Origin of the sequence: Kosakonia sacchari SP1 (assembly GCF_000300455.3) — a bacterium.
Taxonomy (GTDB): domain Bacteria; phylum Pseudomonadota; class Gammaproteobacteria; order Enterobacterales; family Enterobacteriaceae; genus Kosakonia; species Kosakonia sacchari.
This window is the reverse complement of the sequence record NZ_CP007215.2, coordinates 925427-945653: the sequence shown is the minus strand read 5'-3', so window position 1 is coordinate 945653 and position 20227 is coordinate 925427. Positions and strand designations below refer to the sequence as shown.

Sequence of the window (20227 nt, the reverse complement as noted above, 5' to 3'; positions counted from 1 at the left end):
TTTCATGCAATTTAAGTTTGACTGACGGGCTATAAAACTGAGGCGGTACTACGCCAGACGCGCACGCAAAAAATCTACAAACGCGCGGACTTTAGCGGGCTGATGCTGCGCATCCGCATAGACGGCATAACCCCCCTGCTGCGCGAAGCGGTATTCCGGCAACAAATGAATAAGCCGGTGACTGTCCAGCGCTGTTTGCACCAGCCATAGCGGTAACAACGCCACGCCGCAACCGGCCAGCACGAATGCCATTAACGCCTGCGCGCTATCTGCGGATAACCGCGCTGGCGCGGTGATTTCCAGGCGCAGCGCGGCAGTCGCGCGGGGTTGAAGATTGTTGCCGACAACATTGAACCGCTGACGGAGTGGGACAGTGGAGCGGTAACAGGCTATCGGAAAACGCAGGGTGAGCATGCGCGCTGGTCAACGGAGGTGTTTCAATTTCAGCAAGGGCGCGTGTTGTGGCGTCATTTGCATGAGACGGCGCAGGCAGCGTAACGGCAGCTGGCAAAGAAAAAGGCCGCGTCATCTGCGAGCGGCCTTTTTGTCGTGAAATGGTGCTTATTCGCGGAACAGCGCTTCGATATTCAGCCCTTGCGTTTGCAGGATTTCACGCAGACGACGCAGACCTTCAACCTGAATCTGGCGAACACGTTCACGAGTGAGACCAATTTCGCGGCCCACATCTTCCAGTGTCGCAGCTTCATAACCCAGCAGACCGAAACGACGCGCCAGCACTTCACGCTGTTTGGCGTTCAGTTCGAACAGCCATTTAACGATGCTTTGTTTCATATCATCGTCTTGCGTGGTGTCTTCCGGGCCGTTGTCTTTCTCATCGGCCAGGATATCCAGCAGCGCTTTTTCAGAATCACCGCCCAGCGGCGTATCAACTGAGGTAATGCGCTCGTTGAGACGCAGCATACGGCTGACATCATCAACAGGTTTATCCAGCTGTTCGGCAATCTCTTCTGCGCTCGGCTCGTGGTCCAGCTTATGGGACAACTCGCGTGCAGTACGCAGATAGACGTTCAGCTCTTTAACAATGTGGATTGGCAGACGAATAGTACGGGTTTGGTTCATGATTGCCCGTTCAATGGTCTGACGGATCCACCAGGTGGCATACGTTGAGAAACGGAACCCGCGTTCCGGGTCAAATTTCTCAACGGCGCGGATCAGCCCCAGATTACCCTCTTCAATCAGATCCAGCAGCGCCAGACCACGATTGCTGTAACGACGGGCAATTTTCACCACCAGACGCAGGTTACTTTCGATCATGCGACGGCGAGAGGCGACATCACCACGTAGCGCACGGCGTGCGAAATAAACTTCTTCTTCGGCCGTTAAGAGCGGGGAGTACCCAATTTCCCCAAGGTACAGCTGAGTAGCGTCTAAAACCCGCTGGGTAGCACCCTGCGACAACAGCTCCTCTTCAGCCAGGTCGTTATCACTGGGTTCCTCTTCTACTAAGGCTTTCTCATCAAAAGCCTCTACTCCGTTCTCATCAAATTCCGCGTCTTCATTTAAATCATGAACTTTCAGCGTATTCTGACTCATAAGGTGGCTCCTACCCGTGATCCCTGGGCAAAGCACCTGAAGACTACTCATTTTGCCGACTGCAGCGGCATCTGCGCACGCTGCAACGACTCAAATGGGGAGCACTTCAATCACTTTGCACCGATTTATCGCTGCGGCAAATAACGCAGCGGGTTTACGGATTTCCCCTTGTAACGAATTTCAAAATGCAAGCGTGTAGAACTGGTTCCGGTGCTACCCATGGTAGCGATTTTTTGCCCCGCCTTAACTTCTTGTTGTTCCCGGACCAGCATTGTGTCGTTATGGGCGTAGGCACTCAGGTAATCATCGTTGTGTTTTATGATGATCAAATTACCGTAACCGCGCAGTGCGTTACCGGCATATACAACGCGCCCATCTGCGGTCGCGACGATAGCCTGTCCTTTACTGCCCGCAATATCGACACCTTTGTTGCCACCTTCGGTCGCAGAGAAGTTGTCGATAACGTTGCCATCAGTCGGCCAACGCCATGAAGCAATCGGCGCGCTGGTTGATGTACTGCTGGCAGTCGGTTCGGTTGAGCTTACAGAAGGAGCCGTAACAGGCGCTGTGACGATAGTCGCAGGCTTATTGTTCGGCAACATTTTGTTAGCACTTTGTTCACCTGAATCTTCAGAATACGTAATTGTCGGTTTCGAAGCAACCACTACGGTTGAATTTTGTGCAGGTTTTGAGACGATTCCTTGCGCAGAAGCATCGGCCCGAGTTATGGCGTTACCGCCAGTAATTGGCGTACCGGATGCGTTGCCAACCTGTAAGGTTTGTCCGACTTCAAGACTATACGGCGCAGCAACGTTATTACGCTGCGCGAGGTCACGGAAATCGTTCCCGGTGATCCACGCGATATAAAACAGCGTATCGCCACGCTTAACGGTGTAGGTGCTGCCGCCGGTGTAGCTGCCTTTAGGAATATTGCCATACTGGCGGTTATAGACGATATGACCGTTCACCGTCTGAACGGGTTGCTGCGCGACGGGCTGGATCTGCGTCGGCTGAACGGCAGGACGCTGTACCGGCTGAATTTGCGGTTGTTGCGCGGACGTGCCAAGTTTTGGCGGCGGTGTGATTAACATACCGGAACTGGAATTATTACTGCTGGCGCTCTTCATGCCGCCAACGGAACTGACCGGGGCCGGAGCATTAGTGGAATTTGAACACCCTGCCAGCCAAAGTGAAACCAGTGATAATGCCGCAACACGGCTTACGGTTAATTTTGGGCTTCCCGCGCTCATTTATCCCCCAACAATATGTAAATTACCAATGACTTAAAGATAACCGCGAACGTTTACGGCAAATGTGCTCACCATACGCTGTTATTGCCTGAAAAACCCAGGAAAACTCTGTTTCTCAGGCCAGTTCGCCTTTCACCAGCGGAACAAAGCGTACGGCTTCAACGGTATCGATAATGAATTCGCTTCCCCGCCGACGAACCCGCTTCAAATGCTGGAGTTCATCGCCCACGGGCAAAACGAGAATACCGCCGTCATCAAGCTGCGACATCAGCGCAGCCGGGATTTCCGGCGGTGCAGCGGTCACGATAATGGCGTCGAACGGCGCACGAGCTTGCCACCCCTGCCAGCCATCACCATGACGAGTAGAAACATTATGTAAATCAAGCTGCTTCAGGCGGCGACGCGCCTGCCATTGCAGCCCTTTGATGCGTTCAACCGAGCAAACATGATGCACCAGGCGCGCCAGAATGGCGGTCTGATACCCCGAACCGGTGCCAATTTCCAGCACCCGCGAGGCCGGCGTCAGCTCCAGTAGCTCGGTCATTCGCGCCACCATATAGGGTTGCGAAATGGTTTGCCCTTGACCAATAGGTAACGCGACGTTATCCCACGCTTTGTGTTCAAACGCCTCGTCAATGAATTTCTCGCGCGGCACTTGTGACAACGCCTCAAGCACCTGCTCGTTTTTAATACCCTGCGCGCGTAATTGATTGAGAAGATCTTGTACGCGTTTGCTTACCATTGCCTGTTCACCCCGGCACGATCCAACCAACCCGACACCACATCATGCGCGCTGTAAGCGGTTAAATCCACATGCAGCGGCGTCACGGAAACATAGCCTTCATCAACGGCGGCGAAATCGGTGTCCGGCCCGGCATCGCATTTCTCGCCGGGCGGGCCAATCCAGTAAAGCGTATTGCCGCGCGGATCTTGTTGTGGAATTACCTGATCCGCCGGATGGCGGCTACCACAACGCGTAACGCGAATTCCTTTGATCTCATCCAGCGGCAGATCCGGGACGTTAATATTCAAAATACGGCCGGTTCGCAGCGGTTCGCGACTTAACGCACGCAAGATGGAACAGGTGACCGCCGCGGCGGTGTCATAATGCGTATGCCCGTTAAGCGACACCGCCAGCGCCGGGAACCCCAGGTGGCGCCCCTCCATCGCGGCGGCAACCGTACCGGAGTAAATGACATCATCGCCAAGGTTCGGCCCGGCATTAATGCCAGATACCACCACATCCGGGCGCGGACGCATCAGCGCATTAACGCCCAGATAAACGCAATCGGTCGGCGTGCCCATTTGGACGGCGATATCGCCGTTTTCAAACGTAAAAGTACGAAGTGAGGATTCAAGCGTCAGCGAATTAGACGCACCGCTGCGGTTACGATCGGGAGCGACGACCTGAACGTCGGCAAACTCTCTAAGAGCCCTTGCCAGCGTCTGGATACCCGGCGCGTGGATCCCGTCATCGTTACTCAGCAATATTCGCATAATCACCCGATGTGTTGATAAGTTCCCTGACGACACTGGTGGCAAAGCTGCCCGCCGGAAGCCAGAACCGTAATTCGACGGTGACGTCATCCCACCAGTTCCAGCTTAATTTTTGCGGGTAGAGCAGCATCGCGCGGCGCGCGGCTTCGACTTTCTCCCGCACCAGCAGCGCCTGTAGATCCGGCGCATCAGCAACCGCCTGTTGTTCAAACGCCAGCGCGTCACGCTGTGTGCCCCACTCGCCGCTGCCTGGCAGCGACGCGGTAATCATCAGCGCTTTCGCCTCAACGCGCGTTTGCAGTTCCGCCAGCTCTTCACAGGTTGCAACAAACCAGCTGCCGCGCCCCGCTAATTGTAGCGCATCGCCGTCAACAACTTGATTAAAGTCTGTTTTTTTCAACCGCTCGCTGACGATTTGATTAAACAACGCGCTACGCGCTGCCGACAACCAAAAACTGCGCTTGTTACGATCGCGCACCGGCGCATCGCTCTGCGCCCAGCGAAGCGCGCCTTGCAGGTTGCTGCCGCCGATGCCAAAGCGCTGAGCGCCGAAATAATTCGGAACACCTTTCTCCGCGATGGCCTGCAAACGCGCGTCAACGTCCGCACGGTCGCTGATTTCGCGCAGTACCAGCGTAAACGCATTGCCCTGCAACGCACCGAGGCGCAGCTTGCGCTTGTGACGGGCATATTCCAACACTTTGCAGCCTTCAAGCTGAAACGCGCTGAGATCGGGCATTGCATTACCCGGTACGCGGGCACACAGCCACTGCTCAGTGACAGCGTGTTTATCTTTTTGCCCGGCAAAGCTCACTTCACGCGCGTGGATTTTAAGGAATTTTGCCAGTGCATCGGCCACAAAACGCGTATTGCAGCCATTTTTCAGGATGCGCACCAGAATATGCTCGCCTTCGCCATCAGGCTCAAAGCCAAGATCTTCCACCACCACGAAATCTTCCGGATTGGCTTTCAGAACGCCGCTTGCCGCCGGTTTGCCATGCAAAAATGTCAGGTTATCAAAATCTGTCATTTCGCCGCCTTCACCAACAGCGCCACCGCTTCACAAGCGATGCCTTCGCCGCGTCCAGTAAAGCCGAGTTTCTCGGTGGTGGTGGCTTTGACGTTAACATCATCCATATGGCAGCCGAGATCTTCAGCGATAAACACGCGCATCTGCGGAATATGCGGCAGCATTTTCGGTGCCTGGGCGATGATGGTGACATCGACGTTGCCAAGCGTATAGCCTTTTGCCTGAATGCGCCGCCAGGCTTCGCGCAGCAGCTCGCGGCTGTCAGCGCCTTTGAACGCCGGATCGGTGTCCGGGAACAATTTACCAATATCGCCGAGCGCCGCCGCGCCGAGCAGCGCGTCGGTCAACGCATGCAGCGCAACATCACCATCGGAGTGAGCCAGCAGGCCTTTTTCGAAGGGAATGCGCACACCGCCAATGATAATCGGGCCAACGCCTCCAAAGGCGTGTACGTCAAAACCGTGTCCAATGCGCATTATGCTTTCTCCTGGGGGTCTGCATGGGTCAAGTAGAATTCTGCAAGTCGTAAATCTTCGGGTTGGGTGACTTTAATATTATCCGCGCGTCCGGCGACCAGCTCCGGGTGAAAACCACAATACTCCAGCGCTGAGGCTTCATCAGTAATTACAGCGCCTTCATTCAACGCGCGGGTCAGGCAGTCGTGCAGCAGCGGCAGCGGGAAAAACTGCGGCGTTAGCGCATGCCATAAGTCGTTGCGCTCAACGGTGTGAGCAATCGCGGTTTTACCGGGTTCGGCGCGCTTCATGGTGTCGCGCACCGGGGCGGCAAGAATTCCGCCCACGCGGCTGGTTTCACTCAGCGCCAGCAGTCGATTCAAATCATCCTGATGCAGACACGGCCGCGCGGCATCATGCACCAGTACCCACTGTGCGCCCGAGGCGGCCTTCAGGCCCGCCAGCACGGAATCCGCGCGCTCTGCGCCGCCGTTCACGACAGTGATTTGCGGATGGCTGGCAAGGGGTAATTGCGCGAAGCGTTCATCGCCAGGGCTGACCGCGATAATCACGCGACTAACGCGCGTATGGGCGAGCAACGCGGCGACCGCGTGCTCAAGAATGGTTTTATCACCGATGGAGAGATACTGCTTAGGACATTCCGTTTGCATGCGGCGGCCAAATCCGGCGGCCGGCACCACGGCACAGACGTCCGGGATCATTGCTGACATGTCGTGAGTCCGGGGTTATTTAAGGTCTGTTCTGCGTATTTTGTGTATTTTGCGTGTTTTGCGCTGAGCCCGACGCGCGCTTTGAGGCGTCCGGCACCAGACGATAAAATGTTTCGCCCGGCTTCGTCATCGTTAATTCGTTGCGAGCGCGTTCCTCAATCGCTTCCTGGCCACCATTGAGATCGTCAATTTCGGCGAAAAGCTGATCGTTACGCGATTTTAATTTGGCGTTTGTCGCCTGCTGTGCCGCCACATCTTCGCTGACGCGGCCGTAATCATGCAGACCATTCTTGCCAAACCACAGCGAATACTGTAGCCAGACCAGTAAAGCCAGCAATAGCAGCGTTAGTTTACCCATCCTGCCCCCTGAAAAACGGCATCATCATCCCATAACTTTTCGTCAGACTCCACTCCAGCCGGGTGATGCCGCACAAGCGCCAAACTTTACCATAAATGTCTGTCGATCCGTAGCCGGACACATTGCCTTAATGAGCGTTACGGTTTGACGTAGGGATTGCGTTACCCCATCAGCCACATAAATAGCACGCCAAACATGGCGATCACCGTCAACAGTGTCGCCACGCTGCTGTAAAGCAGCTTGCCATCGAGGAGCGAATGCAGCGCAATGCCGACCACGACGGATACGGGCATCAGGGCGAGAAAAAAAGGCCAGGTGTAGAGAAAGAAAAACAGCGTATTGGAGCCGTAAATCATGAACGGGATGCCGAGCGCCAGCAGCCATGCGACAAAGCCCACAACCGCTCCAGGGAACGACCATGTGGTGGCTTCATCGGTGGTGGTCGTCAACGACTGCGACCGTGGAATGGTGATGTTCTGACTGTTGCGCATATCTGATCCTGTTGCCTGTACGACCGGTCACGGAAATACACGCCCTCATTCAGGCGGCGCAAACATCAACGCCGTGAAACCTGAAGATGGCGTGTATCGCCAGTACCGTCTCAGGATCTGATAATATCGCCCTGCCGGAGGAGGTCTAATAATTGGCTGACCAAATTTGTTACCAATTGTTCGCCGTCCAGGTGCACTTCCGGAGATTGCGGCGCTTCGTAAACCGAATCGATGCCGGTAAAGTTGCGAAGTTCTCCCGCGCGCGCTTTCTTATACAACCCCTTAGGATCGCGCGCTTCGCAGATCCCCAGCGGCGTATCTACAAACACTTCGATAAACCGCCCTTCTCCCAGGCGCTCGCGCACCATTTGCCGCTCGGCGCGGTGCGGCGAGATAAACGCGGTGAGCACGACCAGACCGGCTTCAACCATCAATTTGGCCACTTCACCCACGCGGCGGATATTCTCTTTGCGATCGGCGTCGCTAAAGCCTAAATCGCTGCACAGCCCGTGGCGCACATTATCGCCATCCAGCAAATAGGTGCTGACGCCCGCGCGGTGCAGCGCCTCTTCCAGCGCCCCCGCGACGGTCGATTTTCCCGAACCGGAAAGGCCGGTAAACCACAGTACAACCCCACGGTGACCGTGGAGTTGCTCGCGCGCATTAGGCGTTACCGGATGCGCGTGCCAGACGACATTTTCGTCATGCTGCGCCATTACTTGCCTCCCAGCAGATCGCGTGCGCCCCAGTGCGGGAAGTGCTTACGAATAAGCTGATTCAGTTCCAGTTCGAACGCGCTGAACTCGGATGTAGTGGCCTGCTGCTGGATATGAACGTCACGCACCATTCCTGCGCCAACGGTCACGTTGCTCAGGCGGTCGATAAAGATAATGCCGCCGGTCACCGGGTTCTGCTGGTAAGCATCCAGCGTCAGCGGCTCGTCAAAAGTCAGATCCACCAGGCCAATGCCATTAAGCGGCAAGGTTTCGACCTGGCGTTGCGTCAGGTTATTGATGTCCACCTGGTAGTGGATGCCATCGACTCGAGCGCGCGTTTTTTTGCCTGCTACTTTGATGTCATAACTCTGACCCGGTTGCAGCGGCTGCTCCGCCATCCACACCACATCCAGCGATGCGCCCTGCACCGCAGGCAGCGTTTCCTGCGCATCCAGAATCAAGTCGCCACGGCTGATATCGATCTCATCTTTCAGCACCAGGGTAATCGCTTCACCCGCTGCGGCTTCCTGTAAATCACCGTCAAACGTCACGATGCGGGCGATGGTCGACTCGACGCCAGACGGCAGCACTTTGATACGCTGGCCGACTTTCACCACGCCGGAGGCGAGGGTACCGGAAAAACCACGGAAATCGAGGTTTGGTCGGTTCACATACTGCACCGGGAAGCGCATCGGCTGCGTATCCACCACACGCTGGATTTCTACGGTTTCCAGCACTTCCAGCAGCGTCGGGCCGCTATACCACGGCATTTTCGCGCTCTGGCTGGCAACGTTATCCCCTTCGAGCGCCGACAGCGGCACAAAGCGGATATCGAGGTTGCCCGGCAGTTGCCCGGCAAAGGTCAGGTAATCCTGACGAATGTTGTCGAACGTCTCTTCGCTGAAATCCACCAGGTCCATTTTATTGACGGCAACCACCAGGTGTTTAATGCCGAGCAGCGTGGAGATAAAGCTGTGGCGGCGCGTTTGATCCAGCACGCCTTTACGCGCATCGATCAACAAAATCGCCAGATCGCAGGTCGACGCACCGGTCGCCATATTACGGGTGTACTGCTCATGCCCCGGCGTATCGGCGATGATAAATTTGCGTTTTTCGGTAGAGAAATAGCGGTACGCCACATCAATGGTAATGCCCTGTTCACGCTCCGCTTGCAGGCCATCCACCAGCAGCGCAAGATCGAGTTTTTCACCCTGGGTGCCGTGACGTTTGCTGTCGTTATGCAACGTGGAGAGCTGATCTTCGTAGATCTGGCGGGTATCGTGCAGCAGACGGCCAATCAGTGTACTTTTACCATCATCGACGCTGCCGCAGGTTAAAAAGCGCAGCAGGCTTTTATGCTGCTGGGCATGCAGATACGCTTCGACGCCGCCTTCATTGGCAATCTGTTGTGCAATCGTGTTGTTCATGGCGGCTCCTTAGAAGTATCCCTGACGTTTTTTCAGCTCCATGGAGCCGGCCTGGTCGCGGTCAATCACGCGCCCCTGACGTTCACTGGTCGTTGAAACCAGCATCTCTTCGATAATCTCCGGCAGCGTTTGCGCATTTGATTCCACCGCGCCGGTCAACGGCCAGCAGCCAAGCGTACGGAAACGCACCATCCGTTTTTCGATCACTTCACCCGGCTGCAGATCGATCCGGTCATCGTCGATCATCATCAGCATGCCGTCGCGCTCCAGCACCGGGCGTTCCGCCGCGAGGTACAACGGAACGATGTCGATATTTTCGAGGAAGATATATTGCCAGATATCCAGCTCGGTCCAGTTAGAGAGCGGGAACACGCGAATACTTTCGCCTTTGTTGATCTGGCCGTTGTAGTTATGCCACAGCTCCGGGCGCTGGTTTTTCGGATCCCAGCGGTGGAAACGATCGCGAAAGGAGTAAATACGCTCTTTGGCACGCGATTTTTCTTCGTCACGCCGCGCGCCGCCAAATGCCGCATCAAAACCGTACTTGTTCAGCGCCTGCTTCAACCCTTCGGTTTTCATGATATCGGTGTGTTTGGCGCTGCCGTGTACGAACGGGTTAATACCCATCGCCACCCCTTCCGGGTTTTTATGCACCAGCAACTCGCAGCCATAGGCCTTTGCGGTACGGTCACGGAATTCGTACATCTCACGGAATTTCCAGCCGGTATCCACGTGCAACAGCGGGAACGGCAGCGTGCCAGGATAGAAGGCTTTGCGTGCCAGATGCAGCATCACGCTGGAATCTTTGCCGATGGAGTACATCATCACCGGGTTGGAAAATTCGGCGGCCACTTCGCGGATAATATGGATGCTTTCCGCCTCCAGTTGTCGCAGGTGAGTGAGTCGTTTTTGATCCATAACCATTCCTTAAGCCAGATTAATCACGGAGGCGTCGAACGCGTCCGTCGCTGTCGTATGCCGGAACCAGGCAAGTTCATGATGCAGCCCAACCACCTCGCCTACCACCAGCAGGGCAGGCATCGGGGCGGTTTTCGCCAGTTCCTCAAGTTGTTCTAATGTGCCGATAGCAACGTGTTGATCCACGCGCGTACCGCGGGAAATCACCGCCACCGGCGTTGTTTTGTCACGCCCGTGGGCAATCAGCTGTTCGCTGATTTCAGCCGCCTTCATCGTGCCCATATAAATCGCCAGCGTCTGGCGGCTCTGCGCCAGTTGTGACCAGTCAAACGGCGCGCTGTCGGCTTTATAATGGCCGGTTACAAACGTAACGCTCTGGGCAAAGTCCCGGTGCGTCAGCGGGATGCCCGCATAGGCTGTCGCACCCGATGCTGCCGTAACGCCCGGCACCACCTGGAAGGGAATGCCCGCTACAGCCGCCGCCTGTAGCTCTTCGCCACCGCGTCCGAAGATAAACGGATCGCCACCTTTCAGGCGCACCACCGTTTTCCCCTCACGCGCCGCGTCCACTAACATGCGGTTGGTATCATGCTGCGCGACAGCGTGCGAACCGGCACGTTTACCGACGCAGATTTTCTCTGCGTCCCGCCGCACCAGTTCCAGCACCGCATCGCTCACGAGGTGGTCATAAAACACGACGTCTGCCTGCTGGATAACCTGTAAACCCCGCAACGTCAGTAATCCGGCATCGCCTGGGCCAGCACCGACAAGAATGATTTCACCACCGCTTGAGCCAGGTTGCGCCAGCTCCGCTTCCAGCGCTTTTTCCGCTGCCGGTTCGTCACCCGCCGCCATCAGGCTGGCAAAACGCCCGCGAAAAGCGGTTTCCCAAAAACGACGCCGCTCATCGGTAGTGCGGCGAAACGCTTTGATGCGCGTCCGCCAGCGTCCGGCAACTTCTGCCATGCGCCCGAGATTTCCCGGCAGCAGCGCTTCAATCTTTTCACGCAGTAACCGCGCCAGCACCGGCGCGTTACCGCCGGAAGAGATAGCCACCAGTAACGGCGAACGATCCACAATCGACGGGAAAATAAAGGAGCACAGCGGTTGGTCATCCACCACATTCACCAACCGATGACGCGCATTGGCAGCGTCGAACACCCGGCGGTTCAGCGCCGGCTCGTTGGTCGCGGCAATCACCAGGAAAACCGCGTCCAGTTGTGATTCGTCAAACGCGTTAGCCAGCCAGTGAATGGATTGCGCATCGGCAAGTTGCTGCAACTGCGGTTCCAGCCGTTGCGCTACCACCTGCACATGTGCGCCAGCCCGACGCAAAAAGGCAATCTTGCGCGCGGCGATTTCGCCGCCGCCAATCACTAAAACGGGGCGGTCTTTTACAGCAGCAAATAACGGCAGGTAATCCACAACGTAGTAACTCACTCAAGGCCAGCAATAGAGGGACTATAGGGGCGGTTTAGAACGAATGAAATTACGAATTGGAATGAGTAGTTCCGCAAAGGAATAACGCTTGTGCAAAGCAAATATCAAAAAGTGCTTAACATCAACATTTTCGGAAGGTTAAGAAGAAATGAAATTGTGTAAAGCGGGTCACAGTTTCATACTAAGCGCGGTAAAAATTCTGCTGCTTAAAGGACTCACTATGTTTTCCGCATTGCGCCTCCGTACCGCTGCCCTGGCGCTCGGCGTATGCTTTATCCTCCCGGTTTCTGCCCGGACATCCCAACCCGGCGACTTTGCAACTGAGCAGGCCCGTCACATTGCCACTCTATTCCCGGGACGTATGACCGGCACCCCCGCTGAAATGCTCTCTGCGGATTATGTTCAGCAACAATTTGAACAAATGGGCTACCAGAGCGATATCCGTAAATTCAAAACCCGTTATCGCTATACGGCGAAAGATAACCAGCAGAACTGGCAAAACGTTACCGGCAGCACGGTGATTGCCGCGCATGAAGGCAAACTGCCGCAGCAGATCATTATTATGGCGCACCTCGATACCTATGCGCCGCGCAGCGATGCGGATGTTGATAACAACCTCGGTGGTTTAACGCTGCAGGGTATTGATGATAACGCGGCGGCTGTGGGCGTAATGCTGGAACTGGCGCAAGCACTGAAGCAGACGCCAACGCAATACGGTATTCGTTTTGTAGCCACCAGTGGCGAAGAGGAAGGCCAGCTTGGCGCAGAGAGCTATCTTGCGCGAATGAGCGACAAAGAGCGCAAAAACACGTTACTGGTGATCAACATGAATAACCTGATCGTCGGCGACAAGCTCTACTTTAGCAGCGGGAAAAACACGCCAGCTTCTGTGCGCAAACTGACGCGGGATCGGGCACTGGCCATTGCCCGTTCGCACGGGATTCTGGCGATGAGCGCTCCGGTCACGACCACAAAAAACAACCACAGCGCCAATGATGCGCAGGTGTTTGATCAGGCGTCTATACCGGTGCTGTCGGTGGAAGCGACAAACTGGTCGCTGGGTCTGAAAGACGGCAACCAGCAGCGCGCCAAATCCAAAACTTTCCCGGAAGGCGTGAGCCACCATAATGCCCGGCTGGATAACCAGCAGTATATCGACCAGGCGCTACCGGGGCGCATTGAGCGCCGCAGCCGAGACGTGGTGCGTATCATGCTGCCGCTGGTGAGCGAACTGGCGAAAACCACCAAAAATTAACGCCAGCATTGCTGGCGTTATCTTGCAGATCCCACGAACCCGTCCTGAGTGCAAAAACCGAAGCGAAAAGGCTTTTGCGCACAGGGTGCATTAGAGCGTGGTGAACCGACGGCTAGCGCTCGTCGCGGCGCCCACCTACCGCGGCCCACATTCTGCGCACATGCACCGTCACTTCTTCGCGGTCATGATACAGCTGACGCGCCTGAATCTGCGCGGCGACGTTATGCTCATCCAGCTGCGCCTGAATATACGCCAGGTTGTTCGACACCTCTTCGTAGCGCTTTTTCATTGGCAGCTTGAGGTTGAAAATGGTTTCCCGACACCAGCCATTGGTCAGCCATTGCGCCATCAGCGCGGCGACTTTCGCCGGTTTCTCCACCATGTCACACACCATCCATGAGATGTTATTGCGGTTCGGGCGATAGCGGAAACCATCTTCACGCAGCCAGGTCACCTGGCCGGTATCCATCAGGCTTTGCGCCATCGGGCCGTTATCCACTGACGCTACCCACATGTTGCGTTTCACCAGCTGATAGGTCCAACCGCCCGGACACGCACCGAGATCCACGGCGTACATTCCATTTGCCAGGCGTTCATCCCACTCATCTGCCGGAATAAAGACGTGGAACGCCTCTTCCAGTTTCAACGTTGAACGGCTTGGCGCATCGGACGGGAACTTCAGACGCGGGATGCCCATATATAACGGCGAGTTGTTAAAGGAGTACGAATAACCGGTGTAGCAACAACCCGGCGCAATAAAGAACACGTGCACGACCGGGCGCTTCGCTGAATCACTCCGCGCCAGGATGCCCGCTTCCCGCAGCGCACTGCGCAGCGGAACGGTAAACTTGCGGCAGAACTTCATCAGCTCTTTGCTTTCGTTGGTATCGGCCACTTCGACACGCAAATCGCCGCCTTTATCTACGACGCCCTGCAACATGCCGACGATCGGCGTAATGCGATCTTCCTGCGGTAAGTCGCGCAGCAACTCGCCCACGACAAACATCTGGCGGGCAAAAATCAGCGAACTGAATGGCAGCTCGCGCGCCAGTTTGTCGGCGTCGTTTTCCTGATAGCACTCAAAAACAACATAACCCGCGTTCTCTTTCACACGCGCGAAACCGAACACCTCAAGGCGACCGGCTTTATCGGTAATTTCTGCTGCGCACTCTTTCTCAAAACCTGGGCGGCACAACAACACCACTTTATTCATGAACAACGCCCCTACGTTTCAGACGAATTGCGCCAACTAACATTAATGCCCAGCCGATGAGAAAACAGACGCCACCGACCGGCGTAACAAACGCCCACAAGCGTAAATGCGAGAGCGCCAGGCAATAAAGGCTGCCGCTAAACAACACGGTGCCGAACGCCAAAAAAACGCTGCTCCAGTAAAACCAGATGCTGATACGGCGCTGCATCGCCACCGCAAGCCCAAGCACCGCGAGCGTGTGGAACGCCTGATATTCGAGCCCGGTCTGGATCCAACTCATCTCCACCACGCCCAAAGTTTTACGTAACACGTGCGCGCCGAAAGCCCCCAGCGCGACAAACACAAAACCGCTTACCGCGGCAAAAATCAGCATAAAACGGCTGGTCATGTGAGTACCCTAAAAGTCATACGCGCCATACGCGCGCGAATTATTGTTCGTAACGGAAACGGAACTTTTCCTGTTCGCTGGCCGCTTTTGCCAGGATCCACTGACGAAAGGCGGCTATTTTACCCAGTTCTGCCTGGCTGTCATGACAAACCAGATAAAACGCGTTCTTACTGACCAGAACATCATTAAATGGGCAGACCAGACGGCCTGCTTCAATTTCAGACTGCGCCATCACATTGTTGGCAAGCGCGATCCCTTGCCCATGGATGGCAGCCTGCAGCACCATAGAACTGTGGCTGAAAATAGGTCCCTGCTGAACGTTAAGATTAAGACCTAACTGGCGCGTATAAGTTTGCCAGTCGCGACGAGAAGCGTCATGCAGCAAGGTGTGATGTGCCAGATCTTCAGGCTTTTTCAACGCCTTATCACCGGTGAGTAATAATGGCGAGCAGACCGGCAGCAAGTATTCTGCGTACAATTTTTCCACACGCAAGCCCGGCCAGTTGCCGCGTCCGTAAAAAATCGCCACGTCGACATCGTCCGCCAGTTTGTCCTCTTCCCGGTCAACCGCCTGGATACGCACGTCGATTCCCGGATAAGCTGAGTTAAAGCTAGAGAGCCTCGGCACCAGCCATTGAATGGCAAAACTGGGCAATAAACTTACAGTGAGCGCACCTTTTGCACTGCGTGCTTGTAGTTTTCGCGTGGCCTCATTGAGCTGGGAAAATATCTCTTTGATATCCTGAAAATAACTCTGACCTTCCTCGGTAAGCAGCAGCGAACGGTTGCGTCGACGGAACAATTTCAGGCCGAGAAAATCCTCAAGGGACTTGATTTGGTGGCTTACTGCGGCCTGCGTCACAAAAAGCTCATCGGCGGCGCGAGTAAAACTCAGATGGCGGGCAGCGGCATCAAAAACACGTAATGCATTCAGTGGTGGTAATCGCTTGGACATGGTTATCAGGCTTAGATGTAAAGGCAATTTAACAAACAGGAAACAGTGTTTAACCTATTAGTTTTTTTTATCTGAGCCATTATAAATTGTCCGTTGAGCTTCTACCAGCAAATACCTATAGTGGCGGCACTTCCTGAGCCGGAACGAGAAGCTTTTTTTGGAATGCGTGTTCTGAAGGGCTTTTGGCTTACGGTTGTGATGTTGTGTTGTTGTGTTTGCAATTTGGTCTGCTATTCAGACCCCGGTAGCGACGCTACCCCTTTTTCACTTCCTGTACATTTACCCTGTCTGTCCATAGTGATTAATGTAGCACCGCAAGATTGCGGTGCTTTTTTTTGCCTGAAATCAGGGTTATTTCTCCAGCGCGACCATCTCTTTAACGTCGGTACGGTTGATCTGTTGCTCATTACCGTTGGCGTCTTTATAAGAGATCATGCCGGTCTGATCGTCGGTTTTCGGTTTACCTTCCGAAATAATCGTACGACCATCGTTGGTGTGTAACGCATAGTTCGGGCTGGAACAGGCGCTCAGGGCAAAAGCAAAAGCACATGCAGAAATAATTGCGGCAGCCTTTTTCATCTTCTTCTCCTTCTGGCAATTAATGCTGTGAAATACTCTTCACGGAAGAGTCTCGAACGATTAACTAACACTATTCAGCATAACCTGCTTACCGAACTCTGCCAGGACAAACAGACAATTCCGATGGTTATCAACTGCCTTGCTACGACCGAAAAATTGCGCGACGATCTGAGGAATTAGATGAGGAATCGCATGAACGCATTTAACCCAGCGCACTTTCGCGCGCAGTTTCCGGCGCTTGCCGATGCGGGCGTCTATCTCGACAGCGCCGCTACCGCCCTGAAGCCACAAGCCGTGATTGACGCCACGCAACAGTTCTACAGCCTGAGCGCTGGCAACGTGCATCGCAGCCAGTTCGCGCAGGCGCAACAACTCACCGCCCGCTATGAAGCGGCGCGCGAACAGGTTGCCGCCCTCCTTAACGCGCCCTCCGGGAAAAATATCGTCTGGACGCGCGGCACCACTGAAGCCATCAATATGGTCGCGCAATGCTATGCCCGCCCGCGTCTGCAAGCCGGGGATGAAATCCTCGTCAGTGAAGCGGAACACCACGCGAACCTCGTGCCGTGGCTGATGGTCGCACAGCAGACCGGCGCAAAAGTGGTGAAATTACCACTGGGCACCGACCACTTACCGGATATCGCGCAATTACCACAATTAATTACTCCACGTAGCCGTATTCTGGCGCTCGGACAGATGTCCAACGTCACCGGCGGCTGCCCGGATCTGGAACGCGCCATTACCCTCGCGCATGCGGCAGGAATGGTGGTGGTGGTTGACGGCGCACAAGGAGTGGTGCATTTCCCGGCGAACGTGCAGCGTCTGGATATCGATTTTTACGCCTTCTCCGGCCACAAGCTGTATGGGCCAAACGGTATCGGCGTGCTGTACGGCAAAGCGGAACTGCTCAATGAAATGACGCCGTGGCTCGGCGGCGGCAAGATGATTACCGAAGTGACGTTTGATGGATTCACCACGCAACCCGTGCCGTACAAGTTGGAAGCCGGGACACCTAACGTCGCGGGGGTGATTGGTTTAAGCGCCGCGCTCGAGTGGCTGGATACGCTGGATATCGCCCAGGCTGAGAGCTACAGCCGTGGTTTAGCCACGCTTGCGGAGGAGCAACTGGCGCAGCGTCCGGGTTTCCGCTCTTTCCGCTGCCAGGATTCCAGCCTGTTGGCCTTCGATTTCGACGGTATTCACCACAGCGATATGGTGACACTCCTTGCTGGTTACGGTATTGCGCTACGTGCAGGTCAACACTGCGCGCAACCATTGCTGGCGGCGCTGGGAGTCAGCGGTACGCTGCGCGCTTCATTTGCCCCATATAATACGCAACACGATGTTAATGCGCTGATAGTCGCTGTTGATCGCGCGCTCGACATTCTGGGGGATGCATGACCAGCCTAGCTTTTGCCGGACATCCGTTCGGCACGGTGGTAACCGAAGAGACGCTGCGCCAGACATTTGGCGCGCTCAACCAGTGGGAAGAGAAATATCGCCAGTTGATCCTGCTCGGCAAACAACTGCCTGCGGCGACGGACGAATTAAAAGCGCAGGCGCGGGAAATTCCCGGCTGCGAAAACCGTGTCTGGCTGGGTTCCACCCTCGGCGCGGACGGGAAAATGCACTTTTTTGGCGACAGTGAAGGCCGCATCGTGCGTGGATTGCTGGCGGTTCTGCTCACCGCAGTAGAAGGCAAGCACCCGCAAGCACTGGTGGAAAACGATCCGCTGGCGCTGTTCGATGAACTGGGGTTACGTGGCCAGCTTAGCGCCTCGCGTAGCCAGGGGCTGGCGGCGCTGGCTGCCGCCGTGCAGGAAGCAGCCCGTCAGGCGCTGGCCTGACGTTCCGCTTTCGCCATCAGTTTTTTCAGGGCATGGGAGACCGCGATAAAGCCAAATGTCGCGGTCACCATGGTCGCCGCGCCGAAACCGGCAGCGCAATCCATACGTTTTGGCCCTTCCGCCGTGCTTTTCATTGCACACACAGAGCCATCCGCCTGCGGGTAAACCAGCGCTTCGGTGGAAAATACACAATCGACACCCAGCTTGCCTTTGCTGTTCTTGACCACGCCAAAATCGCTTTTTAACCGCTCGCGCAGTTTCGCCGCCAGCGGATCCTGAATGGTTTTCGCCAGATCGCTCACCTGGATCTGTGTCGGATCGATCTGCCCACCTGCACCACCGGTCGTTACCAGCGGGATCTTATTGCGTCGGCAGTAAGCAATGAGCGCCGCTTTTGGGCGCACACTGTCAATAGCATCAATCACATAGCTGTAATCACGGCTCATTAACTGTGCGACGTTATCGGCAGTGACAAAATCATCAACAACGGTGACCAGGCACTCCGGGTTGATCTGGCGAATACGTTCCGCCATCACCTCGGCTTTCGCCAGCCCCACATTTTCACGCAGAGCATGAATTTGCCGGTTGGTGTTCGTCACGCAGACATCATCCATATCAATCAGCGTGATAGCGCCAATGCCGGTGCGCGCCAGCGCTTCTGCCGCCCATGAGCCAACACCGCCAATGCCCACCACACAGATGTGCGCGTCGGCAAACCACTGCAGCGCTTTTTCACCATACAACCGCGCGGTGCCGCCAAAGCGCTGGCGCCAGGCGTCACTGATTACTGCTGACATAAACAAACCTCAAGATGAAACGAAAGACCCTCTTCCGGAGCCGGAAGAGGGTGCGAGTGTAGCACACTCAGCCGCTGAACACGCCGCCGCCAGCACCGGTTCCGGGGGCGTTTTTCAACACCCATACGCGGCCGTAATGGTTGTACCATCCGGCGCGATGACCCGCATCCGGGCCAATGCCCTGATAAATATCGAAGTGCTGGCCTTTAATTGCACCACCGACATCCAGCGCCACCATTAATCGCAGCTCATATTTGCCGTTGAATTTGCCGTTGTTATCCAGCTGCGGCACTTCCGCCAGTAACGTCGTGCCCGGCGGAATAATCGACCGGTCGGAAGCGACAGAAGCGCGGCCAATCAGCGGCACCGCGCTGGCACCTTTTACCGGGGCCCAGGATTGCGGTTTAAAAAAGACGAACGAGGCGTTCTCTTCCAGCAACGCGCGAACTTCCGCTTCGCTGTGTTTTTCGCCCCATTCGCGAATCGCCTGCATCGACATATCTTCGCGTTTCACTTCACCACGGTCGATCAGCACTTTGCCGATGCTCCGGTAGGCGTGGCCGTTTTTTCCGGCATAGCTGAAGAAGTTAAGCGGGCTGCCGTCGCCAAAATCGATATAGCCGCTGCCCTGCACATCCATAATAAAGTTGTCCATTAGCGAATTGCTGTACGCCAGCACATAGCTGTCGCTGAGCGCGCCGGCGTAGATTTCCGCGCGGGACGGCAGGCGGCCGCGTTTAGACGGCATACGGTAAATCGGGTACTGGAACTCGCCCTGGCGTGTATGGCGCGCCTGCACAACCGGCGTATAGTAACCGGTGAATTGTACGTTGCCATAGTTGTCAGTGCCTTCCATTTGCCAGGCGTCGAGACCGTACTGGCGCAAATTACGCGTGTCACCGCCGGACATCAGCCACGACTGAATCGCGTTATACACACCGCTCTGGCTGCCGTAGAGGCGCGGTGAGGCGCTACGAATTTGATTAACCTGCTCGGAGAAATCTCCGGCGTTGATTGGCGCACCTACGGCGTCAGGTTGATTGACCAGGGAAAAAGGCTGGGAAAATTTTCCGTCTTTATATTGTTGACCGCGATCGGTCGGTTTTGAAGAGCAGGCCGCGAGAATTGCCACCATTGCGCCTGTGAGTGCGAACTTAACCCAACGTCCTTTCATTATCTCTCATCTTCTGATTAACCCGGAGCGGGGTGAAGATAACAAACCCCACCCGCTAATGAAATGCGCTATCACTATCCGGCACTAATTTAGTGCAAAAAATAAACGGATTGTATTGTTTTTACACATAATCCCGCCAATTATGCGATCCA

The 20227-nt window shown here is 55.5% G+C and carries 22 protein-coding genes and 1 pseudogene; 3 read left to right on the top strand and 20 right to left on the bottom strand.

Translation table 11 applies throughout. The annotated features are described in order from the left end of the window. Positions 1–48: 48 nt before the first annotated feature. The 14 genes and pseudogenes from C813_RS46260 to cysG all read right to left on the bottom strand — a co-directional run. Positions 49–303 (bottom strand): annotated as a pseudogene (locus C813_RS46260) (LysR substrate-binding domain-containing protein); the annotation flags it as partial. Positions 304–561: 258 nt separating this feature from the next. Continuing rightward, a complete protein-coding gene (rpoS, locus tag C813_RS27460) occupies positions 562–1554 on the bottom strand; it encodes an RNA polymerase sigma factor RpoS (RefSeq protein ID WP_002442472.1) in 993 nt (330 codons plus the stop codon). 125 nt (positions 1555–1679) lie between these two features. Beyond that, positions 1680–2753: a murein hydrolase activator NlpD gene (gene nlpD, locus C813_RS27455; RefSeq protein ID WP_238593055.1), complete on the bottom strand. Its 1074-nt coding sequence runs from the start codon at positions 2751–2753 to the stop codon at positions 1680–1682. A gap of 166 nt (positions 2754–2919) precedes the next feature. Next, on the bottom strand, positions 2920–3546 hold the full coding sequence (locus C813_RS27450; RefSeq protein ID WP_017457717.1) for a protein-L-isoaspartate(D-aspartate) O-methyltransferase: 627 nt from the start codon (positions 3544–3546) through the stop codon (positions 2920–2922). Continuing rightward, on the bottom strand, positions 3540–4301 hold the full coding sequence (surE, locus tag C813_RS27445) for a 5'/3'-nucleotidase SurE (RefSeq protein ID WP_017457716.1): 762 nt from the start codon (positions 4299–4301) through the stop codon (positions 3540–3542). Before surE ends, C813_RS27450 begins: the two co-directional genes overlap by 7 nt. Further along, the gene (gene truD / locus C813_RS27440) at positions 4282–5331 is read right to left on the bottom strand and encodes a tRNA pseudouridine(13) synthase TruD (RefSeq protein ID WP_017457715.1); all 1050 of its coding nucleotides are present in this window, start codon (positions 5329–5331) and stop codon (positions 4282–4284) included. The genes surE and truD overlap by 20 nt, the downstream gene beginning before the upstream one ends. Then, entirely contained in the window at positions 5328–5807 is a 480-nt protein-coding gene (gene ispF / locus C813_RS27435) for a 2-C-methyl-D-erythritol 2,4-cyclodiphosphate synthase (RefSeq protein ID WP_017457714.1), read from the bottom strand. The genes truD and ispF overlap by 4 nt, the downstream gene beginning before the upstream one ends. Further along, positions 5807–6517, bottom strand: coding sequence for a 2-C-methyl-D-erythritol 4-phosphate cytidylyltransferase (gene ispD / locus C813_RS27430; RefSeq protein WP_017457713.1), 711 nt, complete (start codon positions 6515–6517; stop codon positions 5807–5809). Before ispD ends, ispF begins: the two co-directional genes overlap by 1 nt. 19 nt (positions 6518–6536) lie before the next feature. After that, a complete protein-coding gene (ftsB, locus tag C813_RS27425; RefSeq protein WP_017457712.1) occupies positions 6537–6875 on the bottom strand; it encodes a cell division protein FtsB in 339 nt (112 codons plus the stop codon). 161 nt (positions 6876–7036) lie between these two features. Further along, on the bottom strand, positions 7037–7366 hold the full coding sequence (locus tag C813_RS27420) for a DUF3561 family protein (protein WP_017457711.1): 330 nt from the start codon (positions 7364–7366) through the stop codon (positions 7037–7039). Between the two features lie 110 nt (positions 7367–7476). Then, complete coding sequence (cysC, locus tag C813_RS27415) at positions 7477–8082, bottom strand: adenylyl-sulfate kinase (protein WP_017457710.1); 606 nt, start codon at positions 8080–8082, stop codon at positions 7477–7479. Beyond that, on the bottom strand, positions 8082–9509 hold the full coding sequence (gene cysN, locus C813_RS27410; protein ID WP_017457709.1) for a sulfate adenylyltransferase subunit CysN: 1428 nt from the start codon (positions 9507–9509) through the stop codon (positions 8082–8084). Before cysN ends, cysC begins: the two co-directional genes overlap by 1 nt. 9 nt (positions 9510–9518) lie before the next feature. Next, positions 9519–10427, bottom strand: a complete 909-nt coding sequence (gene cysD / locus C813_RS27405) for a sulfate adenylyltransferase subunit CysD (RefSeq protein WP_017457708.1) — start codon at positions 10425–10427, stop codon at positions 9519–9521. Positions 10428–10436: 9 nt separating this feature from the next. Then, positions 10437–11852: a siroheme synthase CysG gene (cysG, locus tag C813_RS27400; RefSeq protein WP_017457707.1), complete on the bottom strand. Its 1416-nt coding sequence runs from the start codon at positions 11850–11852 to the stop codon at positions 10437–10439. A gap of 235 nt (positions 11853–12087) precedes the next feature. On the opposite strand from cysG, the gene C813_RS27395 reads away from it, so the two are divergent. Continuing rightward, positions 12088–13122 (top strand): aminopeptidase, encoded by a 1035-nt coding sequence (locus tag C813_RS27395; protein WP_025263852.1) that lies wholly within the window; start codon positions 12088–12090, stop codon positions 13120–13122. 112 nt (positions 13123–13234) lie between these two features. Here the strand turns inward: C813_RS27395 and rlmM are convergent, their stop codons facing one another. From rlmM to C813_RS27375, 4 genes are all read right to left on the bottom strand, one after another. Beyond that, a complete protein-coding gene (gene rlmM, locus C813_RS27390) occupies positions 13235–14335 on the bottom strand; it encodes a 23S rRNA (cytidine(2498)-2'-O)-methyltransferase RlmM (RefSeq protein WP_017457705.1) in 1101 nt (366 codons plus the stop codon). Then, positions 14328–14723, bottom strand: a complete 396-nt coding sequence (locus C813_RS27385; protein ID WP_017457704.1) for a DUF423 domain-containing protein — start codon at positions 14721–14723, stop codon at positions 14328–14330. The genes rlmM and C813_RS27385 overlap by 8 nt, the downstream gene beginning before the upstream one ends. 40 nt (positions 14724–14763) lie before the next feature. After that, positions 14764–15678 carry a glycine cleavage system transcriptional regulator GcvA gene (gcvA, locus tag C813_RS27380; protein WP_017457703.1) on the bottom strand — a complete coding sequence of 305 codons (915 nt, stop codon included), beginning with the start codon at positions 15676–15678 and terminating at the stop codon, positions 14764–14766. A 351-nt stretch (positions 15679–16029) separates the two neighbouring features. After that, the gene (locus C813_RS27375; RefSeq protein WP_017457702.1) at positions 16030–16257 is read right to left on the bottom strand and encodes a YgdI/YgdR family lipoprotein; all 228 of its coding nucleotides are present in this window, start codon (positions 16255–16257) and stop codon (positions 16030–16032) included. Positions 16258–16449: 192 nt separating this feature from the next. On the opposite strand from C813_RS27375, the gene csdA reads away from it, so the two are divergent. Both csdA and csdE read left to right on the top strand, forming a co-directional pair. Further along, entirely contained in the window at positions 16450–17658 is a 1209-nt protein-coding gene (csdA, locus tag C813_RS27370; protein ID WP_017457701.1) for a cysteine desulfurase CsdA, read from the top strand. Beyond that, positions 17655–18104: a cysteine desulfurase sulfur acceptor subunit CsdE gene (gene csdE / locus C813_RS27365; RefSeq protein ID WP_017457700.1), complete on the top strand. Its 450-nt coding sequence runs from the start codon at positions 17655–17657 to the stop codon at positions 18102–18104. Before csdA ends, csdE begins: the two co-directional genes overlap by 4 nt. Here the strand turns inward: csdE and tcdA are convergent. Continuing rightward, positions 18089–18901 (bottom strand): tRNA cyclic N6-threonylcarbamoyladenosine(37) synthase TcdA, encoded by an 813-nt coding sequence (gene tcdA / locus C813_RS27360; RefSeq protein ID WP_017457699.1) that lies wholly within the window; start codon positions 18899–18901, stop codon positions 18089–18091. The two genes, csdE and tcdA, sit on opposite strands and share 16 nt — an antisense overlap. Before the next feature lie 67 nt (positions 18902–18968). After that, positions 18969–20075, bottom strand: coding sequence for a murein transglycosylase A (gene mltA / locus C813_RS27355; RefSeq protein ID WP_017457698.1), 1107 nt, complete (start codon positions 20073–20075; stop codon positions 18969–18971). Positions 20076–20227 lie beyond the last annotated feature (152 nt).

Coding starts and splice junctions, on each gene's coding strand:
- rpoS (WP_002442472.1), bottom strand. CDS start 1,554: ATGAGTCAGAATACGCTGAAAGTTCATGATTTAAATGAAGACGCGGAA.
- C813_RS27450 (WP_017457717.1), bottom strand. CDS start 3,546: ATGGTAAGCAAACGCGTACAAGATCTTCTCAATCAATTACGCGCGCAG.
- surE (WP_017457716.1), bottom strand. CDS start 4,301: ATGCGAATATTGCTGAGTAACGATGACGGGATCCACGCGCCGGGTATC.
- truD (WP_017457715.1), bottom strand. CDS start 5,331: ATGACAGATTTTGATAACCTGACATTTTTGCATGGCAAACCGGCGGCA.
- ispF (WP_017457714.1), bottom strand. CDS start 5,807: ATGCGCATTGGACACGGTTTTGACGTACACGCCTTTGGAGGCGTTGGC.
- ispD (WP_017457713.1), bottom strand. CDS start 6,517: ATGTCAGCAATGATCCCGGACGTCTGTGCCGTGGTGCCGGCCGCCGGA.
- ftsB (WP_017457712.1), bottom strand. CDS start 6,875: ATGGGTAAACTAACGCTGCTATTGCTGGCTTTACTGGTCTGGCTACAG.
- C813_RS27420 (WP_017457711.1), bottom strand. CDS start 7,366: ATGCGCAACAGTCAGAACATCACCATTCCACGGTCGCAGTCGTTGACG.
- cysC (WP_017457710.1), bottom strand. CDS start 8,082: ATGGCGCAGCATGACGAAAATGTCGTCTGGCACGCGCATCCGGTAACG.
- cysN (WP_017457709.1), bottom strand. CDS start 9,509: ATGAACAACACGATTGCACAACAGATTGCCAATGAAGGCGGCGTCGAA.
- cysD (WP_017457708.1), bottom strand. CDS start 10,427: ATGGATCAAAAACGACTCACTCACCTGCGACAACTGGAGGCGGAAAGC.
- C813_RS27395 (WP_025263852.1), top strand. CDS start 12,088: ATGTTTTCCGCATTGCGCCTCCGTACCGCTGCCCTGGCGCTCGGCGTA.
- rlmM (WP_017457705.1), bottom strand. CDS start 14,335: ATGAATAAAGTGGTGTTGTTGTGCCGCCCAGGTTTTGAGAAAGAGTGC.
- C813_RS27385 (WP_017457704.1), bottom strand. CDS start 14,723: ATGACCAGCCGTTTTATGCTGATTTTTGCCGCGGTAAGCGGTTTTGTG.
- gcvA (WP_017457703.1), bottom strand. CDS start 15,678: ATGTCCAAGCGATTACCACCACTGAATGCATTACGTGTTTTTGATGCC.
- C813_RS27375 (WP_017457702.1), bottom strand. CDS start 16,257: ATGAAAAAGGCTGCCGCAATTATTTCTGCATGTGCTTTTGCTTTTGCC.
- csdA (WP_017457701.1), top strand. CDS start 16,450: ATGAACGCATTTAACCCAGCGCACTTTCGCGCGCAGTTTCCGGCGCTT.
- csdE (WP_017457700.1), top strand. CDS start 17,655: ATGACCAGCCTAGCTTTTGCCGGACATCCGTTCGGCACGGTGGTAACC.
- tcdA (WP_017457699.1), bottom strand. CDS start 18,901: ATGTCAGCAGTAATCAGTGACGCCTGGCGCCAGCGCTTTGGCGGCACC.
- mltA (WP_017457698.1), bottom strand. CDS start 20,075: ATGAAAGGACGTTGGGTTAAGTTCGCACTCACAGGCGCAATGGTGGCA.